Below are 25,121 nucleotides of genomic sequence, written 5' to 3'. Positions count from 1 at the left end.
AGGTCACCCGCTTTTATGTTGATTGTATCGTTCTGTTTTGTACCATTTGACCTCCTGCTTGAATAAACGGTGCTTGATTTCTACGAATAAAGAATAGATAACGAGCACAATCCATGCCTGCGAGTATGTAAAGTACATGAGAAATACGATAAAAAAGTTTTGCCTGTTCATTTCTGTTTTTTCAATGCTCAACGTAATCATGACCTCTGTCATAAATAAGAAGAACGCCAAGATCCAGAGGACCATTGCCAAAAACCCGACCGATAAATGCAAATCATAAAACAAATTGACGACAAATATCGTATTTGACATGATCACGCCAAAGAAAAACAGGAAGTACGTAAAGAAAAAATAAAACAAATCAAAGATAATCCGTTTTCGTTTCAGTTTGAAAAACTGCGCCAAAAATTTCAGTACGACATATTGATTGCCGCGTGCCCATCTGGTGCGCTGGCGCCACCACACCTTCCACGTTTCCGGCTCCTGCTCCCAAGTGATGGCGGCAGGGAAAAAGCGGATGTGATAGCCGAGATTATACACCCGGATGGTCAGCTCGGTATCCTCAGCAAGCGCTTTGTCATCCCAGCCCCCGAGCTTTTCGATAATGCTTCTGCGGATCGCGAAGTTGGTGCCTGGGATCGTGGCGATTTTGAACCACTTCCATCTGCCTCCTTGGGCCATCCACTGAAAACAGATCGTTTCGATATTAATAAACTTCGTCAGCAGCGTTTTTGCCGCATTAATGACGCGGAATTTCCCAACCACGGCGCCTGCCTTTTCGTCATTCATCAGGCCGAGAACGAGGTAATACACGGCCATTTTCTCAGGCGTGTTGTCGGCGTCATATACACAGATCACATCGCCGTTCGATTCGGCAAAACCAGAGTTAAGCGCGGAGGATTTGCCTTTTCCTGCGTTTGGCGGCTTCGTGATCACCATTTTAATGAAATCGTATGTCTCGGAAAATTCATTGACGATATCACCCGTCCGGTCTGATGAATTGTCATTAACGACGATGATCTCCAGCCGGTCTTTCGGATAATAAAGGTTGACCATCGCCTTCAACGTCTGCCGAATCACAACCTCTTCGTTATGCGCCGGGATAAGGACACTGACCTTTGGCAGCTCCTTCATGTTTTCTCTCCACTTCGGGATATTCCGTTCGAAGTTCATATAGTGGCGGAACCCGCCCTGCATGAGAAACATGTGGTAGAGAAGCATGACCCAAATTAAACTTAGTGAGATAAAGAACAGCGTATTACCCAAGGCTTCTTCTCTCCTTAAAAATTCGTTTTTTCAATGTGGCTCTCAAGTAAAACGTATAACTGAAAAACATGACGACAAATAAGAGCACGATCGCGGAGAGAATCCATAACGCCTTTTCCAGAGGAGTTTGCCGATGATGATCGAAAAACTCGTCAATGGCGCTTACGCCGTTTTTCACCTGAATCGTTCCGTCACCGCTTGTATGAATTTCAACTTTGCCTGTTTTGACGGTTTGTTTCGTTTTCTTTAAATCCAGCCATTCACTGTCTGGAATGCGTTCCATCTGATCAACCAGCTCCGGCAGATATTTCATTCCAAGATACGGGTGATAAAACCCGCCGGCTACTCCGCCTTCAAAATCAATCATCTGGGCGATGTGCTCCTCCATATCGCCGAGCGGGTTTTGTTTTGATGTATCGACAAAGCCGATCGTTTCCGGATACAGCGTCATTCCATCCAGCATCGAAGGAGTTGTCACATACGGAGACGCACCGGATGTTTTCCACGTTGTGCCGCTGAGCTGGACCTGCCCGAAAATGCTTGTAAAATACCGCGAGGCGATTTGATAGCCATATTCGGACATCGTGTAATGCGGCGCTTCAAACGCCAGCGGGTAGAGACCCGATGATGTCAAATCCTCAATCGCACGCGTCAGTTTTTGCTTTGTATACGTTTCTTCCTTTTCCCGAAATGGTGTCAAATAGCTGTTATAAGCTTGTTCGTTCGGAAAGTCCCGTTCTTTTTCCAGAATGGACGGGGTGGCTTCGGCATTTCCAGATGTAATCGGCTGATCCGCCTTTGCATCCCAAAATTCAAAGCCCTCTCCTGTTTCACTGTAACGGTAGGCGTGTGTATAGCCGTGAACAATGATACTGCCGCCCATGCTTTGCAGCTTTTTCAGCACCTTGACCATCTCCGGTTTATCAGACAAATACACTTTGTCGCCAGTTTCCGGATTCAAGTAAACCGGAATCACTGCCAGGATAAAAGGAACATGCCTCTTATGCAGATATGTACCGGCTTGAAGCAGCAATTTTTCATCAGACATCGGGCTGATATCCTCGAGACGCAAATACAATAACGTTGTCCCCGCCTCCTCTCCGAAAGCTTCTCTGAGCTGTTTCGCCACGATCAAATTGTCATTTAACAAATTCGTTAATCCAATGTACACATTCGCTTTTTTTGTTTTCCATATAAAAGAATGCGTTTTGCCGTCATCGGCTTTGAAGGTATAAAGCGACTTTCCTTTCAGGCCTGATACGCTCAGCACGTTAAGCCCGCTCTCCAGAGACACATCGGCCTTTTCCGACCTGCTGTGAACCTGATATACATGTTCTTTGCTGATTAATGAAAGCCCGGAAAATTGGCTGATTTGGCCTGCGTTATAGCCGATGGCCACAACAGGTGTTTTAACGCTGCTGATCAGAGACACCAGTTTTTTGCTGAGCTTTCTTTTCGTTTGGCCGTAATACATCACATGGTCTTTGCCTTTGAAATCGGACGCTTCCACATCCGAATCATTTTTGACTGTCACATGGGATGTAAAGTGGCCCGCAAGCAAATCAAGCATTTTGACTTGAGATGACTCTTTGCCGTCCAAGGTTGAATAGATGATGAGAATGCCGGCATCCCGCTCCTTCGCTTGTGCGGAAACTGGAAAGGACGCAATAGCTGTAAGCAGAAGCATTGTGATGCAGAGCAGCGTGATTCCTTTATAGTTCATTCATCATCATCTCGTTTTCCAGTTCTTCTAAAAAGTGATCGGCTGTTTTGATATCTTTGCGGTAAGGCAAATGACAGACATGGAACGTGAGCGACACATACTTCCCATTTTCCAGCTGATACGTGTCCAATTGTTTTTTCAGCTTTGTCAGGACGGCCGGCATATGTTCAGCGGGCGTGTGCGTCAGCACAATCCCGATACGCTCGTCAGAGGGGCGGAACTTCTTATCCGTTTCCCGGACGCTTGTCCTAATTTGCTGACTGACATATTGGAAAAGACGGTCCGTTTCTTTTTCACCGTACAAAGACTTAAACTCTTTGAAGTAATGCATATGAAGCAGCAAAAACACGAAAGAATTTCCGTAGCGTTCCGCCCGCTTGATTTCTTCTGAAAGTTCCAGCTTCATCCTCTGCTTGTTATCAAATCCGGTCACTCTGTCAACAGCGACAAAGCTTTTGATTTCGGCTTTAAGCCGTGTAACTGAATGCCTTAGCTCTGCGGCAATATCATGAATTCTTCCCGCTATAAAAGAAAACAACAAAAGCGCGCTTCCCCACACGACAAGTATTCGCAGCCCTTCCTCAGCCGGAAACAGCGCAGCCTGTCCAGTCTGGAAAAACATCATTAAGGTGCCGAGAACAAAGAGTACGATTAAAGTCACCGCCAGCGCGTAAATCGGGCCGAACCATACGCCTGCGGCGATGACGACAAACGTGATGCAAAGGATCAGAGCGCCTTCCGATTGCTGGGCTGACACATAATAAATAAACAGAGACAGGGCTGCGATGAGCCCTGAAAAATAAGCAAATAATTTTTGTGATTCATTGAATGATATTTTCATTAAAAAGCTTCCTTTCGGCTAACAGCGGCAGCAGATTGTCAAAAGAATGCGTCTGAGCGCCGCTCATATAGCCTCCATAATACGATTTCACCGGATCAAGAATTTCAAAGTCATTCATTCTGTCATATATGGCTTTGGTGACTGAACTGTCTTCATATTGTTTTGTTAAAAACAATACGGCTAATGCGTATACGGATGGCGACTCATATTTGACGGCAGGCTCCTTCGTATCTGCCGAATATCGTCCGTACAGCTTTCCGTGTGTCTGAAATTCCTGCTTGATCCAGTCCGCTAAAACAGCGGCTTTTTCATCCCCTTCCGGCAAGTGCCAAGCAGCGTACAGCTGATCTATCAGATTGATCTCACTATCATATGTGTATCCCTTTGTCTCCGAGCTGTATACCTTTGGCAGAAAGCCATTTTTTAAAGGAGCCGAATAGAGAACATTGGCATTCCGTTGTTCTGTTTCCTCGTCTATAATTCCATTCTTCTTTAAGACAGCTAACGCATCGGGCATGACGTATGAAAGCGTCACATCCTTTGAAGCGGCCTGTGAGTCGTAAAAGTCTGTAAATAACCCGTTGTTCATATTGTATGCCTTCAAAGCCGTGCCGATATCCCGGGCCGTTTGCGCGTAGTCGCTGCGGCCCCATTTGGCGGCGGCTTGGTCAAGGGACAGCATAATTCTCATATCATCTATCAGTGCATTCGTTCCGCTCGCTTGGCCGTTTTGAATCTTCCACGTCACCAAGTGATTGCTCATCAGAAATGAATCAGTCAGATGCTGATATTGCTCCTGAAAATGCGGGGCGTCATTTTTGCTGACCAGAAACTCCATCCATAGGCCAAGAGATTCTGATAAATACGAAGGCTGGTCAGACATATCAGTTTTGATTAACCCTTGGCCATTCATTAGATTGTGATAAATGAAATACTCCGCCGGCTGAAGCGGGCTGGCGTTCACTTCTGACACCGACTGATTTTGGACCTTATTTCCAGCTTCAACACACCCTGCGGAAAGTCCGATAGATAAAAAGAATAAGATGACAGCTATTAACAAATGCCTCACAGGCAAATCCCCCTTGTCGCCTGAAGCGAATCAGACGCTCACAAATATATATAGACGAAAGTATGACTGCCATGTTACAAATTACATTTACTATAAAAGAAAAAAATGCAGATTGCTAGCTTTTTTTTCCCTTTTTGAACATTGAAAAAACGGGTCCTAAGTCCAATAAAAAACCTGTGCGGTATGCACAGGTTTTTCGGTTATTTATCCAAACCGAGTTTCTTCAGCTGTTCTGCCAGCGCGTTGTTAATCGGCTCATCTTTATTATTTTGTTTTTTCATATAAGAGGAAACGTCCCGTTTGGAAGCGCGCCCTTTATCTTTGTTTTTTCGTTTTTCGAATACGGACAGTTTCTCACGGTGACCGCAGACACACGCGAAGGTCTGACCCTCGCCTTGGCCGCGAAGCTCCATTTTTTTATGGCAGTTCGGGCAACGCGCGTTTGTTTTTCGGGCAACCGTTTTTCTGCTTCCGCATTCACGGTCTTGGCACACAAGCATCGTGCCGCGTTTGCCGTTTACTTTCAGCATCATTTTGCCGCATTCCGGACATGCGGTTCCCGTGATGTTGTCGTGTCTGAAAGTCTGGCTGCTGTTTTTGATATCTTTTACCGTTTGGTTAGCGTAAGCTTTCATGTCTTTAATAAAGACAGCCGATTTCAATTTACCGGCGGCGATCGCTGACAGCTTTTGCTCCCATTCCCCCGTTAAGGCAGGTGATTTCAAATCCTCCGGAACAAGCTGCAGGAGCTGTTTTCCTTTAGAAGTAATAAAAATATCTTTGTCTTTTTTCTCTATTAAAAAGCTGTTGAACAGTTTTTCAATAATATCGGCCCGTGTTGCCACCGTACCGAGGCCGCCTGTTTCACCAAGCGTTTTGACGAGGCCTTTTTCTTCTCCCTGCATAAAGGCGCTTGGGTTTTCCATCGCTGACAGCAGGGTCCCTTCGTTAAAGCGGGCGGGCGGCTTCGTTTGGCCGCTTGTTTCAGTTAAGGCGCGCACGGCAAGAGAATCGCCTTTTTGAAGTGCAGGGAGTGTCTGATCTCTGTCATCGTCCTGCTCGTCATCTTCATCCGCCATATCATAAACGGCTTTCCACCCTTGCGACTGTATGGTTTTGCCTTTCGCCGTAAAGGTTTCTCCGCCGATTTCTGCGATGACCTTTGTTTCCTCATATTCGAATGCCGGCATTAACACAGCAAGGAAACGTTTCGCAATCAGGTCATATAGCTTTCGTTCTTTATCGCTTAGACTGCTGAGAACGAGCGGCTCTTCGGTCGGGATAATCGCGTGATGGTCTGACACCTTCGCGTCATTGACGTAGCCTTTGTGGGATTTGATGCCGCGTTTTTTAATTTGATTGACATATTGGGCATACGGTTTTACTTCCATACCTTCCAGACGGTCTTTTAATGTCGGGACGATATCACTGGATAAAAATCTTGAGTCTGTCCGCGGATATGTGACGAGCTTATGCTGCTCATACAGCTTTTGCAGCACAGAAAGCGTTTCTTTGGCGGAAAATCCGAAGCGTTTGTGTGCGTCGCGCTGCAGCTCCGTTAAATCATAGAGCGCAGGCGCGAAGCTTTTTTTCGCTGTTTTTTTCAGCTCGGCGATGACCGCTTGCTTTCCGTCGAGGTCTTTTAGCAACCGGCTTGTTACGTCTTGATTGAACGTTCTCGTCTGCTTTGTTTTTTGATCCTGCCAGGTCAGCGTCATGCCATCAACCGCCGCGCGGATGCCATAATACGGAACCGGCGTAAACGCTTGAATGTCGGCTTCACGCTTTGCAATCATGGCAAGCGTCGGTGTCTGCACACGGCCGCAGGAGAGCTGGGCATTGAATTTTGTGGTGAGCGCACGGGTCGCGTTAATTCCCACAATCCAATCCGCTTCCGCTCTGGCGACGGCAGAATGATACAGATTTTCATATTCTTTGCCGTTGCGCAGCTTTTGAAAGCCTTCCTTGATCGCTTTATCTGTCACAGATGAAATCCACAGCCGCTTGATCGGCTTTTTGACATTCGCTTTTTCAATGATCCAGCGCGCAACAAGCTCCCCTTCCCGGCCTGCATCAGTCGCGATGACAATCTGATTGACGTCTTTACGGATAAGCTGGGATTTGACCGCATTGAACTGTTTTCCGGTTTTTTTGATCACCACAAGCTTTAAGGGCTCAGGGATAATCGGCAGATCCTCCAGACGCCATGATTGAAATTCTTTTCCATAGCCTTCCGGATCAGCAAGTGTCACCAAATGGCCTAAAGCCCATGTAACAATATATTGATCACCTTCAAGATAACCATTTCCTTTTTTATGGCACTTCAGCACCCGGGCCAAATCCCGGCCGACTGAAGGTTTTTCAGCTAATACAACTGTTTTTGACATGCTTGATCACTTCTCTTTCTTTCACGCTCATCCTTTTATTATAACAGACTTGAACAAGCACTCTCTAACCGCGCCCGTTTTTCGTGTCAATTTCCGAGAAAATCACGTGAGTGACGGTTTGCGCGTATGGCGAAGTTTTGTTAATGAAATCTTCTACCGCTTCAAGGCTTTCTGCGTTGATTTTCAGCATATAACAAGCCGCGCCGGCAATCCGGTAACAAAATTCGATATGCGGCAATGTTTGAATATAGCTTTTGAACCGCTCGTAATCCGCGTTTTTGACGGTTGCTTCCACAATGCAGGAAACAGGCAGCCCCAGTTTTTTCTGATCGACCTCCAGTGTGTATTGCTTAATGACGCCGAACGATTCAAGCTGCCTCACCCGTTCTGTCACGGATGGCGGCGATAGCTTAATTTTTCTGCCTAATTCCCTCATCGACAAACGGCTGTCCTTTTTCAGCTCCTCAATGATTTTCAGATCAACCTGATCAAGTTTCATGTCAACATCCTTCTTTTATGATTTTGTTCACATTATCTCGGGTATTTTTGTAAATGACAAGACCAGTTCCCAAGAAAAAGCATATAAAAATGAAAGTTTTCCGAACATTTTCTGAAAGCTGTCATACGGCTCTCCGGATTGTTTATCATATAGTATGAAAACGTGTCCACAAGGAGGGCGATTTATGCTGCAAACACCGATCGGAAGACTTCGCACGATGGGTTTTATTGAAGGAATGTCACTCTTAATCCTGCTGTTCATCGCCATGCCGCTGAAATATTGGGCAGGCCTTCCGCTTGCGGTGACCATTGTCGGTTCGGTTCACGGCGGATTGTTCATTTTGTATTTGCTTGTCTTGGCGTATGCGGCCTTCTCTGTCAAATGGCCGCTGAAATGGTCAGCCGCCGGCTTTATCGCCGCTTTTGTCCCATTCGGAAACTTTTTGTACGACCGCGGGTTAAGGAAATATAAATAATTTAAGGCTGGATCTTTATGATCCAGCCTTTCTTATTACAACCACTTTGTCAACCACGCGATATAGTAGGCCCCCGGAATAAACATCAGCTGGGCGAGGAGTGTCCCCGCCACTCTTGATGTGACCATCGTGACAGAGGTCCATTTTAAATACGTATAGCTTCGTTTTCCTTTTGCCACATCATCGGCAAGAACGGATACCTTTGGGTCAACAAAAATCGCCAGCAACATCGTCGCAATTCCGTTGATTAGACCCGAAGCCATGACGGCTGTCGTGCTGCGTTCCGGAGCCAGAAGGCCTGCGTACAAAGCCGAAAGCACACCGATCGTATAAATCGATGTGATCAGCATGTTGATGACAAACAAACGCTTCGGTATCAAGCGGATATGAAATCCTTTTACATACGAAAGAGACGGCAGACGCAAATAGGAAAGGGCATTTTTGAAACCTTGCTTCGAGAATCCCTTTTGGAACACTTGTAAAACAGAGCCGCCGCCGCTCGCCAAGTGAATAATCGCCCGTGAAAATAAAGCGACAAAAGACGGGAGCAGGATAATGCCAAGAAGGGTGCCGACTGTCGATCCGAATATCAAGAAGCGGAACTGCCCGGCGACAATCGCCAGTGCGTTTTTTCCCGCATCATCAATTAAATGGCCGGTAAAGGGCTGCTGCACCATGTTCGACATTCTGGACACGATGACCATGACATTAAAAAGGGAAAGCGCGGACGCAATAAATCCAACGCGGGCTCCGGAAAGCCTGGTGGCGTAGGCTAAGGTTTCTATCGAGTGAATCAGTAATAAAAAACAGAAAATAAAAAGCACTTGTGTTGTCATGACATGCACGTTATTCTTCCTCCAATTTCATCCTAGAGATAAGACTGGAAAGAAGACAAGCAGGTTTCAATGCGATGTGCTTTTTACAATAAAAAAACCGCCGGCATACGCCGAGCGGTTTGTCTTATTCTTTTCTATAGGCAAATAAAGATTATATGATCCGCCAAATCGGGCGGTTAGATTCATGAAGCATTGTTCCGTAGAATCATTCTGGAAAGTAAACACCATGGAATTTTCTTGAACACAAGACAACGAAAGCCCTACCTCTCAATCGTCACTGCGGCTCCGAAGCCGCGCCGGTGTGAATTGTAAAACAAAAAAGTCTTTTTTCCATCTCATCGTTAGGGGCGATTTGTTATGAAGGAAAAGAATAAGGGCAGCTGGTTTGCTGCTTGCGAAGCGGTAAAGCTTCTCTCTCAAACAGAAAAAAGAAGTTTACTTTCTTTTTTATTTGCTTATTATTCTTGCTTAGCAATTCATGATAACATATCGCCCCTGCAATTACAACCTTTTTATAATTCGAGTGAAACTGGCGTCTTCTCTCCGGCATTCATTAATCTAATAGCCTCTGGTTCAATTTCAAGAATCACCAGGTTCGGGTCATCCTTGCCGTCAAACCAGCGCTCTAATTTAGGATTCCAAATTTTATCCTTCAGTTCTGCTGAATTGTTGATCTTGGCTTTCCCGGAAACCTCGACATACGCGTCGCCAAAGCCTTCACAATCATAGCCTAATAAAATATGGACATTGGGGTTGTTCTCAATTTCTTCCGCTTTATGTGTTTCCTTGCTTGTGGGTGTGTAAATCTTCAGCCCATCATGAAAAAAAGTCATGTAGCGGGAATGCGGCTTGCCCTTTTGAACCGTTGCGAGCGAGCCTACTTTGTGATGATCTAGAACATCAAGCACCTTTTGTTTAATGTCTTGCTGATTCATCGTGAATCACTCCTTTTTAACGTCTCCGCTGTTACTTTTCCACATCCGGGGAAGATTTAAACAAGAAAATGCGCCTTTATTTTAATCCTTTCCATTCACGCTTCAGCAAGCTGTAATAGACAAGGTCATGATACCTGCCTTCAATGAATAAGCCATCCCGTGCCGTTCCTTCCTCTTGAAAGCCGAGCCGCTTAGGGACCGCTCTGCTTTTTTGGTTTCCGACAGCCGCACAGAGAGCAACGCGATTCAGCTCAAGCTCATCAAAAGCGTACGTGATGAGTGTTCGGCAAGCAGCGGTAACAATGCCTTTGCCTTCATATTCTTTGGCAATCCAGTATCCGATTTCCGCTTTTCGATTTACTTGATCAAGGTTATGCAGGCCGATCATGCCGCATAGGCTGCCGTCGTATAGAAGCCCCGCTTCGAGGCTGTTCAGGTCAGCATATTCCCGCCGCCAATCTGGAATGATCGTTTCTTTGTACGTTTCAACGCTGCTTGGGTTTTCCGCCCAAAATAGCCACTGGCCGAGCCGCTGTTGATTTTCGATAACGAGTTCGGCAAGCCGCTCCGCATCCTTTGGCTCCAATAATCGGATGGTGATGCGCTCATTTACCTTGCAGGTGAACATTCCCTCGCCCTCTTTCCTTTTTTACCCATTATAACGATGATTCCGTTTTTTTCAAATACAAAAAAGGATGGGCTGTTAAGCCTCATCCTTATATTCTTGGATCGGTAAAGATATCATGTTTATCTGTGCTCGTCGAAGACATTTCCGTCACCACGGCACCTTCTTCCCCGGCTTGGAACCAATGCTTTGTGTTCGGCGGAATCGTGTATTGCCCGCCCGGTTCAAGTTCAATTTCGTGCCAGACCGTATAGTGTTCACTGTCCTCATGCGGCGGAAGAACCTTTGGAAGCTGCGTTTTTTCTCCTTCTACGTAAAGATACACTTTTCCGTAGCGGCAGCGGAATGTCTCCTGCTTGCCTTCTTGGCCGTCGACCGGCGGATGGCGGTGTTCCGGGCAAGTCTGTTCAGGAAACAGCACCAGTTCCTTTGAGCAATAACGGTCTGTATTGACGTAGACGAAGAGCTGGAGTCCGACTTTTCTTTCTTTTCCTAAGCCGTAGTCCATTAGCTGGATTTGGTCTACTTCCTCATCCGTTAATACAATACCGGCTTTTTGATAATAGCTGTTTACTTCCTCTTTCGTGATGCTCATGTGTCTCACTCCCTCTTACGTCGTCACAAAATCTCCGCCGTTGACATGCAGCGTCTGGCCTGTCATGTAAGATGACTCATCTGAAGCCAGCAGCACATAACAGCCGACATGCTCAACAGGCTGACCCGGACGGCCCATCGGCGTATTTTGCCCAAATTGAGCGACTTTATCTTCAGAGAACGTAGACGGGATTAACGGTGTCCAGATTGGACCCGGTGCGACTGCGTTGACGCGGATGCCGTCTTTGACAAGCGCCTGCGCCATTGTTCTTGTAAAGGCATTGATCGCCCCTTTTGTCGCTGTGTAATCAATCAGCGACGGGTTCCCCCGATATGGGTTGATGGATGTCGTGTTGATGATAGCGCTGCCTGGTTTCAGGTAATCAATTGCTTTTTTAGTCAAATAAAATTGAGAATAAAAGTTTGTTTTGAATGTGCGGTGAAGCTGTTCGCTCGTAATATCTTTGATGCTTTCCTTCGGATGCTGTTCACCGGCATTGTTTACAAGGATGTCAAGGCCGCCAAGTTCTTTGACCGTTTTTTCAACCGCTTCATTGCAGAAATCCTCTTCGCCTACATCACCAGCGATCAGCAGGCATTTTACGCCTTCTTGCTCTACACGCTTCTTCGTCTCTTCGGCATCCCCATGCTCATCCTTATACACAATGGCGATATTAGCGCCTTCCTTTGCGTATGCGACGGATACCGCGCGTCCGATCCCGCTGTCGCCGCCTGTAATGAGCGCTGTTTTTCCTTTTAATTTATCCGCTCCTTTATAATTCTCGTACTCATACATCGGACTTGGATTCATTTCGCTTTCGATTCCCGGCTGGCGATTTTGGGTTTGGGCCGGCAGTTCTTTTGGATAATTGGCCATGATGATTCTCCTCCTTTGTTTTCATGTGTCTATTTGTTGTGTACCTCACACGTACTCTGGATAAACATGGATTAGCACCTTCACATTGCTTTATCAGAAAAATGTTTCACATGAAACGCAAGGAGGAAATAACTTGCAAAGGAGGTTACTGAATGATGAACATGCTTTCTAAAACATTCAGCAGGCCAAAGGGCGTAATCGGTATGATTGCCGGGTACATCATGGCTGCTGAAAATCAGACACTGAATCAGTGGACAATAGATCAGCTGGGAATCACACGGGGGGACAGTATTTTAGAAGTCGGATTCGGACCGGGATACTGCTTGCAACAGATGCTGAAACGCGAAAAGGACGTTCAGCTCCATGGGATTGATGTGTCAGAGGCGATGCTGAAGCTGGCCGCCCGCAGAGTAAAATCGAAAGGTGTGCGCTTAATGCAGGGAAGCATCGAGACATTTCCTCTCACCGCCTCGTTCTATGATAAAGTGATTTCTGTTAACAACTACACCATTTGGAATGACCAGACAAAAGGCGTGAAACAGATTTATCGGGCGCTAAAGCCCGGGGGCAGAGCAGCGATTACGATGCAGCCGCGGGAAGCGGACGCCAGCCCTGAGAGAACCAAATCATTTGCAAAACAGATGATTGCTGACTTCAAAGCAGCCGGCTTCGAAGACATTGAGTTGCAATTTAAACACATTAAGCCTGAGCTTTCTGTCTGTGCAACAGCAAAGAAGCCCGCCACATAAGTGACGGGCATTTTTTTACGAATGCACAGCCTGCTTGCGCAAGACGTCTTTTTTCACCTTGCCGAGGTTATTTTTCGGCAGTTCGTTAACGAACTCAACTTCGGGTATTTTGTAAGCGGACAGGCGTTCTTTACAATATGCGATGACTTCCTCTTCCGTTAGACGCTGGCCGCCGTTTGCCACAATAAACGCTTTTGGTTTTTCCCCGTACAGCGGGTCTGGTATACCGACCACCGCTGTTTCAAGGATTCCCGGGACCTGCTGGATGACTTCTTCAACCTGATCCGGATAGACGTTGTCTCCTCCGAAAATAATGACATCCTTGTAGCGTCCAGTAATGAAAATAAAACCATCTTCATCTACATAGCCTGAATCTCCGGTTTTGAACCAGCCGTTTTGCAGCACTTTCGCTGTCGCTTCAGGATTGTCTTCATAGCCTTTAAATAAAAATGGCGTGTGAACAACGATTTCGCCGATTTCCCCTTGAGGGAGTTCTTCTCCCGTCTGAGGATCTTCCACTTTGACTTTAACACCTGCCACAGGTTTTCCCGCAGATGCGGCTTTATCCATTCCCATTTCAGGCATCCATGTGCTGATTCCCCAAGCCTCAGTGCTTCCATAGCCGTGGGCGAGCGGGATGCCGATATCAAGATAGCGGCGAATCAGGCTGCTCGGCACTTTTGTTCCGCCAGTCATTAAAATAACAAGCGAAGATAGGTCGGTTTGGTGTGTTTCCCATGCTTCAAGCAAATACGTGTAAAACACGGGAAGAGCCATCACGGTTTGAACCTTTTCTTCTTCAATGATTTTCAGCATATCAACAGGATCTTGATCCTTTGTAAAAATAAAGGTTGTTTCTGCAAAAGTTCCCAGCATGATGCAAATGAGCGCACTCGTATGATAAATCGGATGGCACGCAAGAAAACGCAGGCCCTTCATACGTGTTGTTGAACTTTTGGACCCTGTTACGTATCTATATATGCCGCCATGTGTGATCATGCATCTTTTCGGGTTTCCGGTTGTGCCGGACGTAAACATCAGAAGCGCTGTATCATCAGGGGAAACCATTTCAGTTTCAGGCAAATGATCAGGACCGGCAAACAGAGCTTCAAATTCAGCAGACGTTTCGTAAGCTGTTCCAGTTGCCATCGTTACAGACAATGAGGACAGTTCAGGAAGAACTTCGTCCAGTTTCTCTTTAAACTCCGCTCCGTAAAACAGCGCTTTCGGTTCACTAGCTTTTAAAATGCCTGTCATTTCATATGGTTTGAGCTGCCAGCTGACAGGCACGACAACAGCGCCTATTTCAAGCGCGGCGAACATAATAGTTGAGGCGGGATGTCCGTTTTTGCAAAGCAATGCAACACGGTCGCCTTTTTGAATTCCTTTTTGCAGCAGGGCATTCGCCAGCTGATTAATCCGTTTGCGGTAACCTGCATATGTCAGTGTATGGCCTCCGCTTTTTACAGCCTCTATTTCTTCGCTATTCGGCATGTCATGCAGAATCAGATGCTGTAATGTTTCCATATCGTCATCTCCTATATTCTCTTGAATCTTCAATAATTTGTTAGGTTTTCTTCCTCACCTCACCCATTTTAACCCAAAAAAGATAACTTGTAAAACTATTTCATTTTGGAACTATTCCATTAATGAATGATAAAATAGTCCCGCATTCTGTCATTTTGCACACCATCCACATAAAAACACACGCCAATTTTTTGACGTGTGCCATGCGGGATTACAATATGTTTTTTTCTTTCATCCATGTGAAGAATATGCGGTTTAATCGTTGATACAGTCCTTGTTCTCCCTCTCCCTGAAACCCCGCCATGCTTTCTCCGCTTTCGATAATGGCGGAGCTGATCGCACTTAAAATCTCCGATCCTTCAGCAGATAATGAGCCAGGCGCCATCATCACGAGAATGCGTGTCATGCTGAGGGTATTTCCGTCCATGCCATTCACTTCATAAGAGGTGCTGAGATCATACATTTTGAAAAAAGGCAGGACGATTTCATCATTTTTGAGATGATAAAGCGCCATGTTGGTCCCCGGAATTCCCAATCCCCCTTGTTTCTCCCGCTCCGCCAGACAAACCGCGGCTTTTTTCGGATCACGGATCAAGCCATCCTCCTTCAGCTGTTGAAAAAGCTCTGACAGAAGCTTGCTATGATCCGAGTTTGTTTGGAGTTGATTAAGTGTAAAGTGGCGCAGAACATCTTGAATGACGGCCATGTACCGCCCCATGCTTTCCGATGCTGCCAGCATGTCAGGCACGTCAGCTTGCTGCGCCTCTTCCTTAGGCGTTCTTTTTTTCTCAAGAATGAGCGGAATTTTCCGCTTGATATACTGTTTTACCTGATTTGCGTCTTCCTCATTTAAAAGCGGACTAACCATAATGTAATCGATGTTTTCGTAAGGAATCGGCACGGTGGAAACAATCATATCATAGGCTTGAACTTTCCTGCCCTTCAGCTCGATCAAGGATGACATATCAAACGATTCAATTTCCGGCAGCTCTTTCTTCAGTCTGGAAGCAAGCATTTTCGAAGACCCGATCCCGCTTGAGCAGACGACAAGCGCTTTCACTTTGGCTTCTTCTTTTTTGATTTCAAGGGCCGAGCCGAAGTGAAGGACGATAAAAGCGATCTCATCATCAGAAAAGGACATGCCCGGAAAATACTTTTCCACGCCTTCTTCGATCGCCATATAAAGCAGAAAATAATCGCGTTTGATCTGTTCCTTCATCGGATTGTATATTTCGATATTTTCTTTTATGCGGCTGACAGCCGGCTCCAAATGGGCAATCAGTCCTTCATATAAAGAATAGTTTTTCGTAAGATCCATTCTGATTTTGTCTGAAATAAAAGCAATGAGCCGCTTTGTATGCAGGGCTGTTTCCAGTTCGATTTCCTGCGCTTTGTATTCTGTTTTGTACTTTCGATTGGCGCTTCGAAGGTGGATTGTAATATAGCCCACCTCCGCCTCCGGAATCGTCACGCCGAAGGCATGTTCAAGTTCGCCCGCGATTTCAAGAGCTGAGCTGTATTCCTTCGCATTCTTCAGTTCCTCAAGCTCATTTTGCTCCATAGCAATGGTTTCCCCAAGCTTGATCCGCTCGATTGCATACGTCAGATGGACGACGAGTGCTATATAAGAGCTGTCGGACAATGAAAAGGCGATTTCTTCTTTCAGCTGAAATAGGATACGCTCCATTTTTAACAGCTCGCCTTTGCTGACTACGCCGAACATTTTCTCTGAAGAATCAGCTTTACCTTTGATGTTTAATTCTACCGCTTCCAAAAACATTTGGATGTCGAGGCGGTTCACAATCAGGTTGCCGACAATTTTACGTTTCGCATTCTCCGGCCCTATGAGCTGGATGCCAATACCTCTTTTACGAATCAGTGTCAATCTAAAGGGAGAAATCCATTTCTCCAGCTCGTCTAAATCATAGCTGACCGTGGCATTCGTCACCTGCAGGTCATGGGCAAGCGTGTACAGCTTGACGGGCTCCTGAGACTCTAATAGCGAACAGAGAATGAGCAGCTTTCGTTCATCCGCGCTGTATTCATGCTGTTCATATGTTAAGTCGGTAAGCAGCTTTTGTTTATTCTCGGGACTTCCCACTGCCTTCAACCCTTTGCCAGGCTGTTTATCGAGCGTAAGCCCGACGGGTTCCATCAGCGGCTTAATTGATTTGAGCTCCCTGTGAATGGTTCTCGTGCTGACTTCCATCAGCTCAGCAAGCTCAGTTACGGTTACATACCGGTTTTGTAATAATAAGTGCTTTAAAAGCTTTTGTTCTCTGGCAGTCATATACATCAAAAAGGCCTCCTAGACAGTCGTGATGTGCGGATGAAGTCGCAAGGAGATACAGGAGAGGAATAAGAGAGGTTTCCTTTATAATATAAAACGCTTTCAAACGAGATTCAATCACTTATAAATGGGAATTTGGCATCAAGCGGTGTGACAATATTGAAAAAGCACCAGCTGCTAAGCTGATGCTTTTTGTTAAGGTATATCGCAACCCTGTGCGGCTGTAAAAATGCGGAACCACTGATCCTGATCAAACTTGTATGCCAGCGTGTTTACCGCGAAGGGTATTTTAATTCGATTGAAATTGCTTTTTCGCTTTCTCAACAACATAGTGGCTGCCGCCGCGGTCCTTCACATTTTGGATCATCATGGCGACAAGCAGGTCTTTGTTTTTGTAATCGTAGCCGACGAACCAGCCATTTTCCGTGCCGTCTTTATCATCTTTTGATGTTTTCAGCTCGGCTGTTCCTGTTTTTCCGGCAACGGTGATTCCTTTCACGACAGGGCTGTACGCTGATCCGCGCGCGTCTTCCACAACGCCTTTCAGACCTTTCGTAATGTCTGCCGCTCCTTCCTTCGTGACCACTTGCTTGTGCCAGACATCAGCTGTTTGTGAGTCTTGTTTGATCAGCGTCGGTTTGACGAGATCTCCGTTGTCGACAAATGGCGTGTAAGCAGCTGCCAAGTGAAGCGGAGACATTTGCATTTGTCCTTGTCCGTATCCTGTATCCGCAAGCAAAATGTCTGAATCGAGCTTGTCATTTGCGATAGACGATTGCTGGATCGGGAACTCATACGGAATGTCCTCTGAAAAGCCGAACGTTTTCAACCCTTTTGTAAAATTGTCTGCTCCCAAATCAAGCGCGTTCTGCGCAAAATAAATATTGTCTGACGTAATGAGGGCATTTTCCAGATCGACTTGCTGAAGGCGCTCAGACACACGTGTCACTGAATAGCCGCCCCAGCTCGAATCCTTTTGCCACTCTTTTCCTTTGATTATTTTCTTCTCATCCGCTTTTAGGGTGCCGTTTTTAATTCCGATGGCAGCCGCAATCGGTTTAACTGTCGAACCCGGTGCGTATGTTTTGTTGAATTTCGCTGAAAACGGATTGTTCTTATCTTCGTTTAGTTTTTTCCATTCCTTATCGCTCCAGCCGAAAATGAATCCGTTTGGATCGTAAGAAGGCGCGCTGACAAGCGCGAGTGTTTCGCCTGTCTTCGGCTGAAGCGCAACTGCCGCCCCGCTGTCATCCTTCAATTCATCATATAGCTTCGTTTGCGTCTTGATATCAATGGTGAGGTGAAGATCCTCGCCGTCCTTCGCTTTCTTTTCAGCGATGACTTCTCCGGTTTGCGGAACGTAGATTTTCCATCCAGTTGCGCCTCTTAGTTTGTCTTCATACACATTTTCAAGTCCGGTGATGCCGATGTTAGACGTATCGCTGTATGCTCCGTCTTTCTTTTTCTTCAGCTCTTCCGCAGTAATGGCGCGGACATAGCCTGTCAAATGGGCTGTCTTTTCGCCATACGGATAATAGCGGGAGCTGACATTCGTTCTCGTTACACCTTTTAATGACGTCGCCTCAGACACTAACTTTTCTTGGTCCGGCTTGACCTTTTTGACCGGCACAAACGAATCGTCTTTCACCCAGCCTTGATCCAGCTTTTTCTTGATGTCGTCTTCAGTCAAATCAAGTTTTTTCGCGAGTTCTTTTATGACTTTTTCTTTTTTGTCGCCAAGCTCTCCGGGAACAATGCCGATTTCCGGCACATCTGTATTGATGGCTAAACCTTTCCCGTTTTTATCGTAGATTTGGCCGCGTTTTGGTTCAACGCTGGCGATTTGCACTGTTTTATCATCAGCCAGCTGCTTGAAAATAAACGATGGGTTCCAATCTATATTCCATGACTCCTCGTCATCAGTTTTTTCTTTTTTCAACACTGCGGTATTTTTGAAGCTGACTTTGCCCGCATTTGTGTCCATGCTGACTTTATACGGAATGTGCTTCATCGTCTTGTTATCTTTGTCGCCCTCATCCACTTCTCCCGCAGTGACTTTCAGATTTTTCACGCCTGCCTGCTCATAGATGGTTTTATACCTGCTGACGAAATCTTTTTTGGAGATTTCTTTTTTGACATCTTTGGCCAGGCTCTGATACATGTCATCGAATTGCTGATCGTTCCACTGTTTCACGAATGCTTCCATGCGATCCTCTGGTGAATCTGTCTTGGAGCATCCGATTAACCCAATCAATCCGACGCATAGAAATACTAGTAGAATACACTTTTTTAACATGACTTTCCCCTGCCTTCCACTTGTTATTTTCTCTTATATGAATTGGTGCGCGCAAGATTTTTTTGAAAATGAAGGAAAAGGTTCACCGATTTTGCAGAAATCTCCTGTCGTTTGCTGTAGACTATTTGAAAAGAAGGAAAGAAGGGATGACATGGTCAGAGAGGCAGCGATACTTCACATTAAAGAGGGGCTTGAACAAGAGTTTGAGGAGGCGTTCCGGCAAGCGGCGCCGATTATTTCCGGCATGAAGGGCTATATCACGCACTCGTTATCAAAATGCATGGAAGAAACACATAAATACCTGCTGCTTGTGGAGTGGGAAACACTTGAGGACCACACGGAAGGCTTTCGCGGTTCTTCAGAGTATCAAGAGTGGAAAGCCTTGCTTCATCGGTTCTATACCCCGTTCCCGACGGTCGAGCATTTTCAGGATGTGTAATAGATTTATATAATATGAAGAGTAAAACCGATGAGAGAGACAGACCATACGAAAACGGCGGTATAAATATTAAACGCACCTGAGCCGTCGTTTTCTTTTTTACGCTCTTCAAGCCCCTGCATAAACATGACTGCGCCAAGAAAGACAAGCATGACCGATTGGATAACAGAGGTGTGTTCCGTATAGTTAAAAGCAACGAGCGCCAGAATAATAATGATAACCGCAAAAGACATTTTAAAAATCCGAAACAAAAGGACCATCCTTCCTAATATACGAAATATTGAACGTTATGGCTATATTTGCCTACGTCCTCCATTATTCTAGCGCACTTTTTTTGTCTGTAGAACAGGAGACAGGGAATTTTAAGTTTCTTTTAATGTTTCAATCACATATAAAAAAACGCGCTCTGTCATAAGGCGCGTTTCTATGAAACTGGCAATTCTTTATAACCCAGCTTGTGAACGGCTTGATCCATTGCTTGATAGCCTTTGCTGTTCGGATGGACACCGTCAAAGGACAGATATTCCTGCTCTTTTCCTTTGAAAATGCTATAGGCATCCGCGATTTTGACATGGGGCGCCGCCGCAAGTGTTTCTAAATGCGAATTAAAAGATGTGATCCATTTGCCAGCGATGTCAATGCCGGGAAACGGATTGTATAAGTTGAACACACGGATGGCGTACGGAGACGGGTTTTCTCCTTTGATTTCGGCGATTTCGGCAATCATCTTTTCAAAATTCTCATGGCAATGAGCGGATGCTCGGCTGAATGTCGTTTCATCTTTAGACGTTTGGTAAGCAAAGACTGAATCAAAAAGATCATTTCCGCACCCTGTGATCGTTATCATGCCAGCAGCTTGAATGCATTTTTGCACATGGGGATGTGACAGGAGCCCCAGAATTTCTTCTGTATTTAAGCCTGATTTAGCAAAGATGGAGATGGCCGTTTTTGTTTTCAAGTCAGCTTCCATCATGTCTCCCAGACGTTGGACGAATCCGGGGGAAAACAGCCCGGCTCCTCTCCCTGTCGTCAAAGAATCCCCCAGTGCTGTATATTGAAGCACCATGTTTTTTCCTCCACTCCTGAACGTCGATACGTTAATGTACGCAGGAGGGAAAAGATCGGCTACTCAAGAATACCCTATTTTTCTGGAAATCTGCATAGCGGCATCCTTCACCTTTTCTGTTAAATAAGGAAGCCTGTCTTCTGTAAATCTTGCTTCAAAGCCTGCAATGCTGATGCCGGCTGCCACTTGCCGCTTATGGTTAAAGATCGGGGCGCCGATGGCCGCCGTATAGTTTTCGAGCTCTGAATAGCTGACGGTATAGCCATTCTGCACGGAGGCATCAATCTCCTCCAGCAGCTTTTCCGGATCGGTAATCGTCCCGGCCCCAATTGAAATGAGCTCTGTTTGTTTGATGTATGTTTCGATTTCTTCACGGGGAAGAAAGGACAAAATGCTTCTCGCACACGCTCCTGCATACAGAGGAGAACGCCTGCCGATCGCCGTGTACAGCCGTACAGTCTGTGTTCCTTCGATTTTCTCAACGTATATCGCTTCATTGCCGTCCCTCATGATCAATTGCACGGCTTCATCCACTTCCTGGCACAGCTCTTCCATCACCGGTTTCGCTATTTTTCTGATATCGAGCCTGTCAGCGACAAGCTGCCCAAATTCAAGAAACACCAGTCCCAGCGAATAAGCGCCGGACGAATCCCGATTGAGGAACCCCATTTCCTCCAAAGAGCTGACCATCCGGTGAACAGAGGTTTTCGGCATTTTTGACAGCGACACCAGTTCACTTAAGGTAAGGCTTGGTTCATGCAAAAACAAATTAAGCAGAGCCATAGATTTGACTACGGTTTTGTTTTTATTCTGCATCATTGATCTCCTTTATTACGTCAGCCATTCCATCTTCATTCTCGTTTTCAGTTCTTTTATATGCTGTTCCCGTTCGATCGCAAGCGCTTCCGCTTCTTGAAGGGATACAGGCTCAAACTGGACGTGCTCGCCCGGCATGATTTGGGAGACAATCGGAAGATCAGCGGATATGATATGCGCGATCCTCGGATAGCCGCCGGTCGTTTGCCGGTCTGCAAGCAGGATAATCGGGTTGCCGTCAGGCGGCACCTGAACAGTTCCAAACGAAACCGCTTCCGACACCATCTCAAGCGGCGCCTTCAGTTCGAGCGGTTCTCCTTTGAGCCTGTAACCCATACGGTCGGACTGCGGCGTGACCCGAAACGTTTCTGCATAAAAACGCGTTTTCGATTCTTCTGTAAAAAAGCCGAATTGTTTTCCTTCAAGTACACGGATAATGGGATTCTTTTTTAATGGCAGAAACCTGCCGCGGCTAACCGACCATTTCGGTGCCGCAAATTCCCGCTTTCCAAGCTGGAGGTTTAATTGGGAAAGGATGGTTTGCGAAAGAGATGATATTTCTCCAATGGACAGTTCATCTTCCTTCTGAAGCGCTCTGCCATGAAGTCCGCCGATGCCTGCTCTAACGTACGTGCTTTTGCTTTCCATGACGTCAGGCACATCGAAACCGCCGGCCGCCGCTAAATAAGCACGGCTGCCAAGTTTACAGGGACCAAAACTGACTGTGCTGTTTCCCTTGACGAGCACAGGCTTCCATAAAGGTGCTTCCTCGTCATTAATACGTAGCGTGAAGTTCGCCCCTGTCACCGCAATCAGCGTCTTTTTTGTAAAATAAAACGACGGACCGGGCCCCATCAGCGTAATTTCAAGACCGGCTTCATTTTCGCTGTTGCCGATCAGCAGATTGGCTATGCGCAGCGAAATTGTGTCCATGGCTCCGCTTGCCAGTACACCGTATTTTTGATAACCCGTTCTGCCTATATCCTGAACCGTTGTGAGCAGTCCGGGCTTTAACACTTTCATGCTCAATTGGACTCCTCCTTATAGGCGTGATAGTCTTCTTCTGAGATGCGCACGAATTTCACAGTGTCTCCCGCCCGCAGTAATGTCGGCGGGTTTTCCTGCGGCCGGAAAAGAGCCAGCGGCGTTTTGCCGATCAGCTGCCATCCGCCCGGCGTCGAAATCGGGTAAACGCCTGTCTGCAATCCCGCAATTCCTACCGAACCTGCGGGAATGGAAGGTCTTGGCGATGATTTTCTTGGAGCGGCAATGCGTTTGGACATCCCGCCTAAAAAAGGAAAACCAGGAGCAAAACCAAGCATATACACCACATATTCGCCGCTTGTATGAATCTCAATGACTTCCTCCGGAGAAAGCTGATTGATCTTCGCCACCTCTTCTAAATCGGGCCCGAATTCACCGCCATAGCATACGGGAATTTCTACAATACGGCGGCTATTTTCATAGTCTTTAGCTATTTCCTTCAGCCCCTCTTCGACATCAAGTTTTACCTTCTCAAAAGGTGAGCTCATGCCTTTAGGCAAATGCTTGTACACTTCATACATATCATAAAATACCGTTAGACTTGTAAAAGCCGGAATACACTCAATGAACCCCGGAAATGGCTGTTCTTCTATATAAGCGGCCGCGGCATGGACAAAACCGTTGACCTGTTCGTTTATTTCTTCTCCGAATCGGATCATCATTGCAGAATCACCGAGCTGTTCGATTTGACATCGTACAGTCATCTTTCTCACCTCTTTTATTTCTCGTTCATCAGGAGGACGAGAGGTTACAGCACCGCAAGCGACTCGTCTCGAATATCTGTGATGAGCATATGCCCCGGCGCATGTGTGATGACCATTTCAGGTTTTACATTCATAGCCACGGCTTGCGGGGTCACACCGCATGCCCAAAAAACAGGAACCTCGCCTTCACGAATGGAAACGGCATCTCCGAAATCCGGTTTGTCCGCATCAACAATGCCGATTGCTCCCGGATTGCCGATATGAATCGGCCCTCCGTGCACTGCCGGAAAACGCGAGGTCACTTGTGCAGCGCGTACAGCCAGCCGTTCTGGAACGGGTCTCATGCTGACAACCATCTTTCCTTGAAACACGCCCGCTGAAACACAATCAATATTCGTTTTATACATCGGAACGTTCGTCCCCTCATCAATATGCCGGACAGGTATTCCATTATTGATCAGCGCCTGTTCAAAGGAGAAACTGCATCCGATCAGAAAGCCGACAAAGTCATTCTCCCAGTATGGCGTGATATCAGATACTTCTTCCGTCAAGATACCATGCCTGTAAATACGGTATTTCGGAAAGTCCGTTCTGATATCGGCATCGGGCGCTGCCAGAAACGGCACAGGCGAACCCGCTTCTGTCACATCCAGCACAGGGCATGGCTTTTGATTCCGTTGGCAAAACAGCAGGAAGTCAAACGCTAGGTCTTTCTTCAAGATCACAAGATTCGCTTGGGCATAGCCGCCGGACATTCCTGCGGTCGGCCCGTTTATTTTTCCTTCTCGTATCAGGGCGCGCACATCCTGCGGCGCCATTTTGTTTAATTGCTCCACCTTTATCAGCTCCACAATTGAGGAAGTTGTGTAAATAACATGTAGACACCCATCACAGCCATTACGACCACCACAAGTGAACCTGAAACGGTCAGCCAAAGCGGATGCTTATAATCACCGATAATCTTTTTCTTATATGCGGCAATCAGCAGCGTTCCGAGCGCAATCGGCAGAATTAAGCCATTCAGCGAACCGACAAGCACGAGGATTTTCGCAGGTTGTCCGATTGTGACAAAAGCTAACGTGGAAATCACGATAAACCCGATAATAATGCCGCGTGAATTTTTTTCAATTTTCGGAGAAAAGGTTTTAAAGAACGAAACAGACGTGTAAGCTGCTCCGATGACAGAGGTAATGGCCGCAGACCACATGATCAATCCGAAAATTTTATAACCGACATTTCCAGCAGCCAGCTTGAAAACAGAAGCCGCCGGGTTGCTTTCATCGATATGCAGGCCTTTTGAAACAACGCCAAGCACCGCGAGGAAAAGAGCAATACGCATGACAGATGTAATTAAAATGCCGACAACCGAACTTTTTGTCACCTGCGGGATGGATTCCTTTCCTTTAATTCCGGCATCCAGCAAGCGGTGTCCTCCGGCAAATGTGATATAACCGCCGACGGTTCCGCCCACTAGCGTGACAATAGCAAAAATGCTGATTTGCTCCGGCGCAATCGTATTCGCCACAGCCTCGCCAACAGGCGGAGCTGTCGTAATCGCGACATACAAAGTTAAAAGGATCATGACAAAACCGGCAATTTGCGTAAACCGGTCCATCGCTTTTCCCGCTTCTTTAATTAAAAAGATTAAAATGGCAACGGCAGCACTGATCAAAGCGCCTGTTGTTGGTGTAATGCCAAACAATACCTGAAGCCCCAGTCCGGCACCTCCGATATTCCCGATATTAAAAGCCAATCCGCCAAGCACGACGAGAATGGCGATGAAATAACCCAATCCCGGAAGCACCATATTCGCAATTTCCTGACCGCGTTTTCCAGAAACCGCTATGATGCGCCATACGTTGGTTTGGGCGAAAATATCCAAAATAATAGATATGATAATGACAAAACCAAAGCTTGCCGCGAGTGTGTTTGTGAATGTTGCGGTTTGTGTCAGGAATCCCGGGCCGACCGCTGATGTCGCCATTAAAAAGGCGGCCCCCATCAGCAATGACCAGCTGCCCGCCTTTTTTCCTGCTGTTTTTTTCTGCTGCTCCATCTATTGT

At 46.4% G+C, this 25,121-nt stretch carries 24 protein-coding genes and 1 pseudogene; 3 read left to right on the top strand and 22 right to left on the bottom strand.

Features of this window, described 5'->3' with window-relative positions:
* Nucleotides 1–3: 3 nt before the first annotated feature.
* The 6 genes from ABZM97_RS02510 to lrpC all read right to left on the bottom strand — a co-directional run bounded on the left by ABZM97_RS02510 (nt 4) and on the right by lrpC (nt 7,785).
* Nucleotides 4–1,266: a glycosyltransferase gene (locus tag ABZM97_RS02510; RefSeq protein ID WP_253268832.1), complete on the bottom strand. Its 1,263-nt coding sequence runs from the start codon at nt 1,264–1,266 to the stop codon at nt 4–6.
* Nucleotides 1,259–2,968, bottom strand: coding sequence for a DUF2334 domain-containing protein (locus tag ABZM97_RS02505; RefSeq protein WP_367387472.1), 1,710 nt, complete (start codon nt 2,966–2,968; stop codon nt 1,259–1,261). Before ABZM97_RS02505 ends, ABZM97_RS02510 begins: the two co-directional genes overlap by 8 nt.
* 10 nt (nt 2,969–2,978) lie before the next feature.
* Nucleotides 2,979–3,830, bottom strand: a complete 852-nt coding sequence (locus ABZM97_RS02500) for a diguanylate cyclase (protein WP_367387172.1) — start codon at nt 3,828–3,830, stop codon at nt 2,979–2,981.
* Nucleotides 3,811–4,899: a glycosyl hydrolase family 8 gene (locus ABZM97_RS02495; protein WP_087992994.1), complete on the bottom strand. Its 1,089-nt coding sequence runs from the start codon at nt 4,897–4,899 to the stop codon at nt 3,811–3,813. The genes ABZM97_RS02500 and ABZM97_RS02495 overlap by 20 nt, the downstream gene beginning before the upstream one ends.
* A 200-nt stretch (nt 4,900–5,099) precedes the next feature.
* On the bottom strand, nt 5,100–7,286 hold the full coding sequence (locus tag ABZM97_RS02490) for a DNA topoisomerase III (RefSeq protein WP_202328933.1): 2,187 nt from the start codon (nt 7,284–7,286) through the stop codon (nt 5,100–5,102).
* A gap of 64 nt (nt 7,287–7,350) precedes the next feature.
* Entirely contained in the window at nt 7,351–7,785 is a 435-nt protein-coding gene (lrpC, locus tag ABZM97_RS02485) for a transcriptional regulator LrpC (RefSeq protein WP_087992996.1), read from the bottom strand.
* 184 nt (nt 7,786–7,969) lie between these two features.
* Between lrpC and ABZM97_RS02480 the strand changes: the two genes are divergently transcribed.
* A complete protein-coding gene (locus ABZM97_RS02480) occupies nt 7,970–8,260 on the top strand; it encodes a DUF3817 domain-containing protein (protein ID WP_019257503.1) in 291 nt (96 codons plus the stop codon).
* A gap of 35 nt (nt 8,261–8,295) precedes the next feature.
* On the opposite strand, the gene amj is transcribed toward ABZM97_RS02480, so the two are convergent.
* The 5 genes from amj to ABZM97_RS02455 form a co-directional block, all read right to left on the bottom strand.
* Nucleotides 8,296–9,105: a lipid II flippase Amj gene (gene amj / locus ABZM97_RS02475; protein ID WP_087992997.1), complete on the bottom strand. Its 810-nt coding sequence runs from the start codon at nt 9,103–9,105 to the stop codon at nt 8,296–8,298.
* 503 nt (nt 9,106–9,608) lie between these two features.
* A complete protein-coding gene (locus ABZM97_RS02470; RefSeq protein WP_087992998.1) occupies nt 9,609–10,031 on the bottom strand; it encodes a pyridoxamine 5'-phosphate oxidase family protein in 423 nt (140 codons plus the stop codon).
* A gap of 76 nt (nt 10,032–10,107) precedes the next feature.
* Complete coding sequence (locus tag ABZM97_RS02465; protein ID WP_253268830.1) at nt 10,108–10,659, bottom strand: GNAT family N-acetyltransferase; 552 nt, start codon at nt 10,657–10,659, stop codon at nt 10,108–10,110.
* Between the two features lie 88 nt (nt 10,660–10,747).
* Entirely contained in the window at nt 10,748–11,251 is a 504-nt protein-coding gene (lyxE, locus tag ABZM97_RS02460; protein WP_087993000.1) for a D-lyxose ketol-isomerase, read from the bottom strand.
* A 15-nt stretch (nt 11,252–11,266) separates the two neighbouring features.
* A complete protein-coding gene (locus tag ABZM97_RS02455) occupies nt 11,267–12,127 on the bottom strand; it encodes an SDR family oxidoreductase (RefSeq protein ID WP_087993001.1) in 861 nt (286 codons plus the stop codon).
* 152 nt (nt 12,128–12,279) lie between these two features.
* Between ABZM97_RS02455 and ABZM97_RS02450 the strand changes: the two genes are divergently transcribed.
* On the top strand, nt 12,280–12,876 hold the full coding sequence (locus ABZM97_RS02450; protein ID WP_176365301.1) for a class I SAM-dependent methyltransferase: 597 nt from the start codon (nt 12,280–12,282) through the stop codon (nt 12,874–12,876).
* Between the two features lie 15 nt (nt 12,877–12,891).
* Here the strand turns inward: ABZM97_RS02450 and ABZM97_RS02445 are convergent, their stop codons facing one another.
* The 4 genes and pseudogenes from ABZM97_RS02445 to pbpC form a co-directional block, all read right to left on the bottom strand.
* A complete protein-coding gene (locus tag ABZM97_RS02445; protein ID WP_367387171.1) occupies nt 12,892–14,403 on the bottom strand; it encodes a class I adenylate-forming enzyme family protein in 1,512 nt (503 codons plus the stop codon).
* 211 nt (nt 14,404–14,614) lie between these two features.
* On the bottom strand, nt 14,615–16,699 hold the full coding sequence (gene mtlR, locus ABZM97_RS02440; RefSeq protein ID WP_253268828.1) for a mannitol operon transcriptional activator MtlR: 2,085 nt from the start codon (nt 16,697–16,699) through the stop codon (nt 14,615–14,617).
* 189 nt (nt 16,700–16,888) lie between these two features.
* Nucleotides 16,889–16,990: pseudogene (locus tag ABZM97_RS02435) on the bottom strand (oxidoreductase); the annotation flags it as partial.
* Nucleotides 16,983–18,989 (bottom strand): penicillin-binding protein 3, encoded by a 2,007-nt coding sequence (pbpC, locus tag ABZM97_RS02430; RefSeq protein WP_253268827.1) that lies wholly within the window; start codon nt 18,987–18,989, stop codon nt 16,983–16,985. The gene pbpC and the pseudogene ABZM97_RS02435, both read right to left, overlap by 8 nt.
* A 151-nt stretch (nt 18,990–19,140) precedes the next feature.
* Between pbpC and ABZM97_RS02425 the strand changes: the two genes are divergently transcribed.
* Entirely contained in the window at nt 19,141–19,428 is a 288-nt protein-coding gene (locus ABZM97_RS02425; RefSeq protein WP_087993005.1) for an antibiotic biosynthesis monooxygenase, read from the top strand.
* 5 nt (nt 19,429–19,433) lie between these two features.
* Here ABZM97_RS02425 and ABZM97_RS02420 read toward each other — a convergent pair whose 3' ends face one another.
* The 7 genes from ABZM97_RS02420 to ABZM97_RS02390 form a co-directional block, all read right to left on the bottom strand.
* Nucleotides 19,434–19,679 carry a YczI family protein gene (locus ABZM97_RS02420; protein WP_087993006.1) on the bottom strand — a complete coding sequence of 82 codons (246 nt, stop codon included), beginning with the start codon at nt 19,677–19,679 and terminating at the stop codon, nt 19,434–19,436.
* A gap of 173 nt (nt 19,680–19,852) precedes the next feature.
* The gene (locus ABZM97_RS02415) at nt 19,853–20,494 is read right to left on the bottom strand and encodes a GDSL-type esterase/lipase family protein (protein WP_367387170.1); all 642 of its coding nucleotides are present in this window, start codon (nt 20,492–20,494) and stop codon (nt 19,853–19,855) included.
* A gap of 63 nt (nt 20,495–20,557) precedes the next feature.
* Nucleotides 20,558–21,310, bottom strand: a complete 753-nt coding sequence (locus ABZM97_RS02410; protein WP_367387471.1) for an IclR family transcriptional regulator — start codon at nt 21,308–21,310, stop codon at nt 20,558–20,560.
* Nucleotides 21,311–21,325: 15 nt separating this feature from the next.
* Entirely contained in the window at nt 21,326–22,333 is a 1,008-nt protein-coding gene (locus ABZM97_RS02405) for a biotin-dependent carboxyltransferase family protein (protein WP_202329056.1), read from the bottom strand.
* A 2-nt stretch (nt 22,334–22,335) separates the two neighbouring features.
* Nucleotides 22,336–23,058 (bottom strand): 5-oxoprolinase subunit PxpB, encoded by a 723-nt coding sequence (gene pxpB / locus ABZM97_RS02400; RefSeq protein ID WP_202328911.1) that lies wholly within the window; start codon nt 23,056–23,058, stop codon nt 22,336–22,338.
* Between the two features lie 44 nt (nt 23,059–23,102).
* Nucleotides 23,103–23,894, bottom strand: coding sequence for a putative hydro-lyase (locus ABZM97_RS02395; protein WP_301272154.1), 792 nt, complete (start codon nt 23,892–23,894; stop codon nt 23,103–23,105).
* A 5-nt stretch (nt 23,895–23,899) separates the two neighbouring features.
* Complete coding sequence (locus tag ABZM97_RS02390; protein WP_087993010.1) at nt 23,900–25,114, bottom strand: NRAMP family divalent metal transporter; 1,215 nt, start codon at nt 25,112–25,114, stop codon at nt 23,900–23,902.
* Nucleotides 25,115–25,121: the final 7 nt, after the last annotated feature.

The sequence above is a fragment of the Bacillus vallismortis genome (genome assembly GCF_040784915.1).
In the GTDB taxonomy this organism is placed as follows: domain Bacteria; phylum Bacillota; class Bacilli; order Bacillales; family Bacillaceae; genus Bacillus; species Bacillus subtilis_G.
This window is presented reverse-complemented; position numbering and strand designations above follow the sequence as displayed.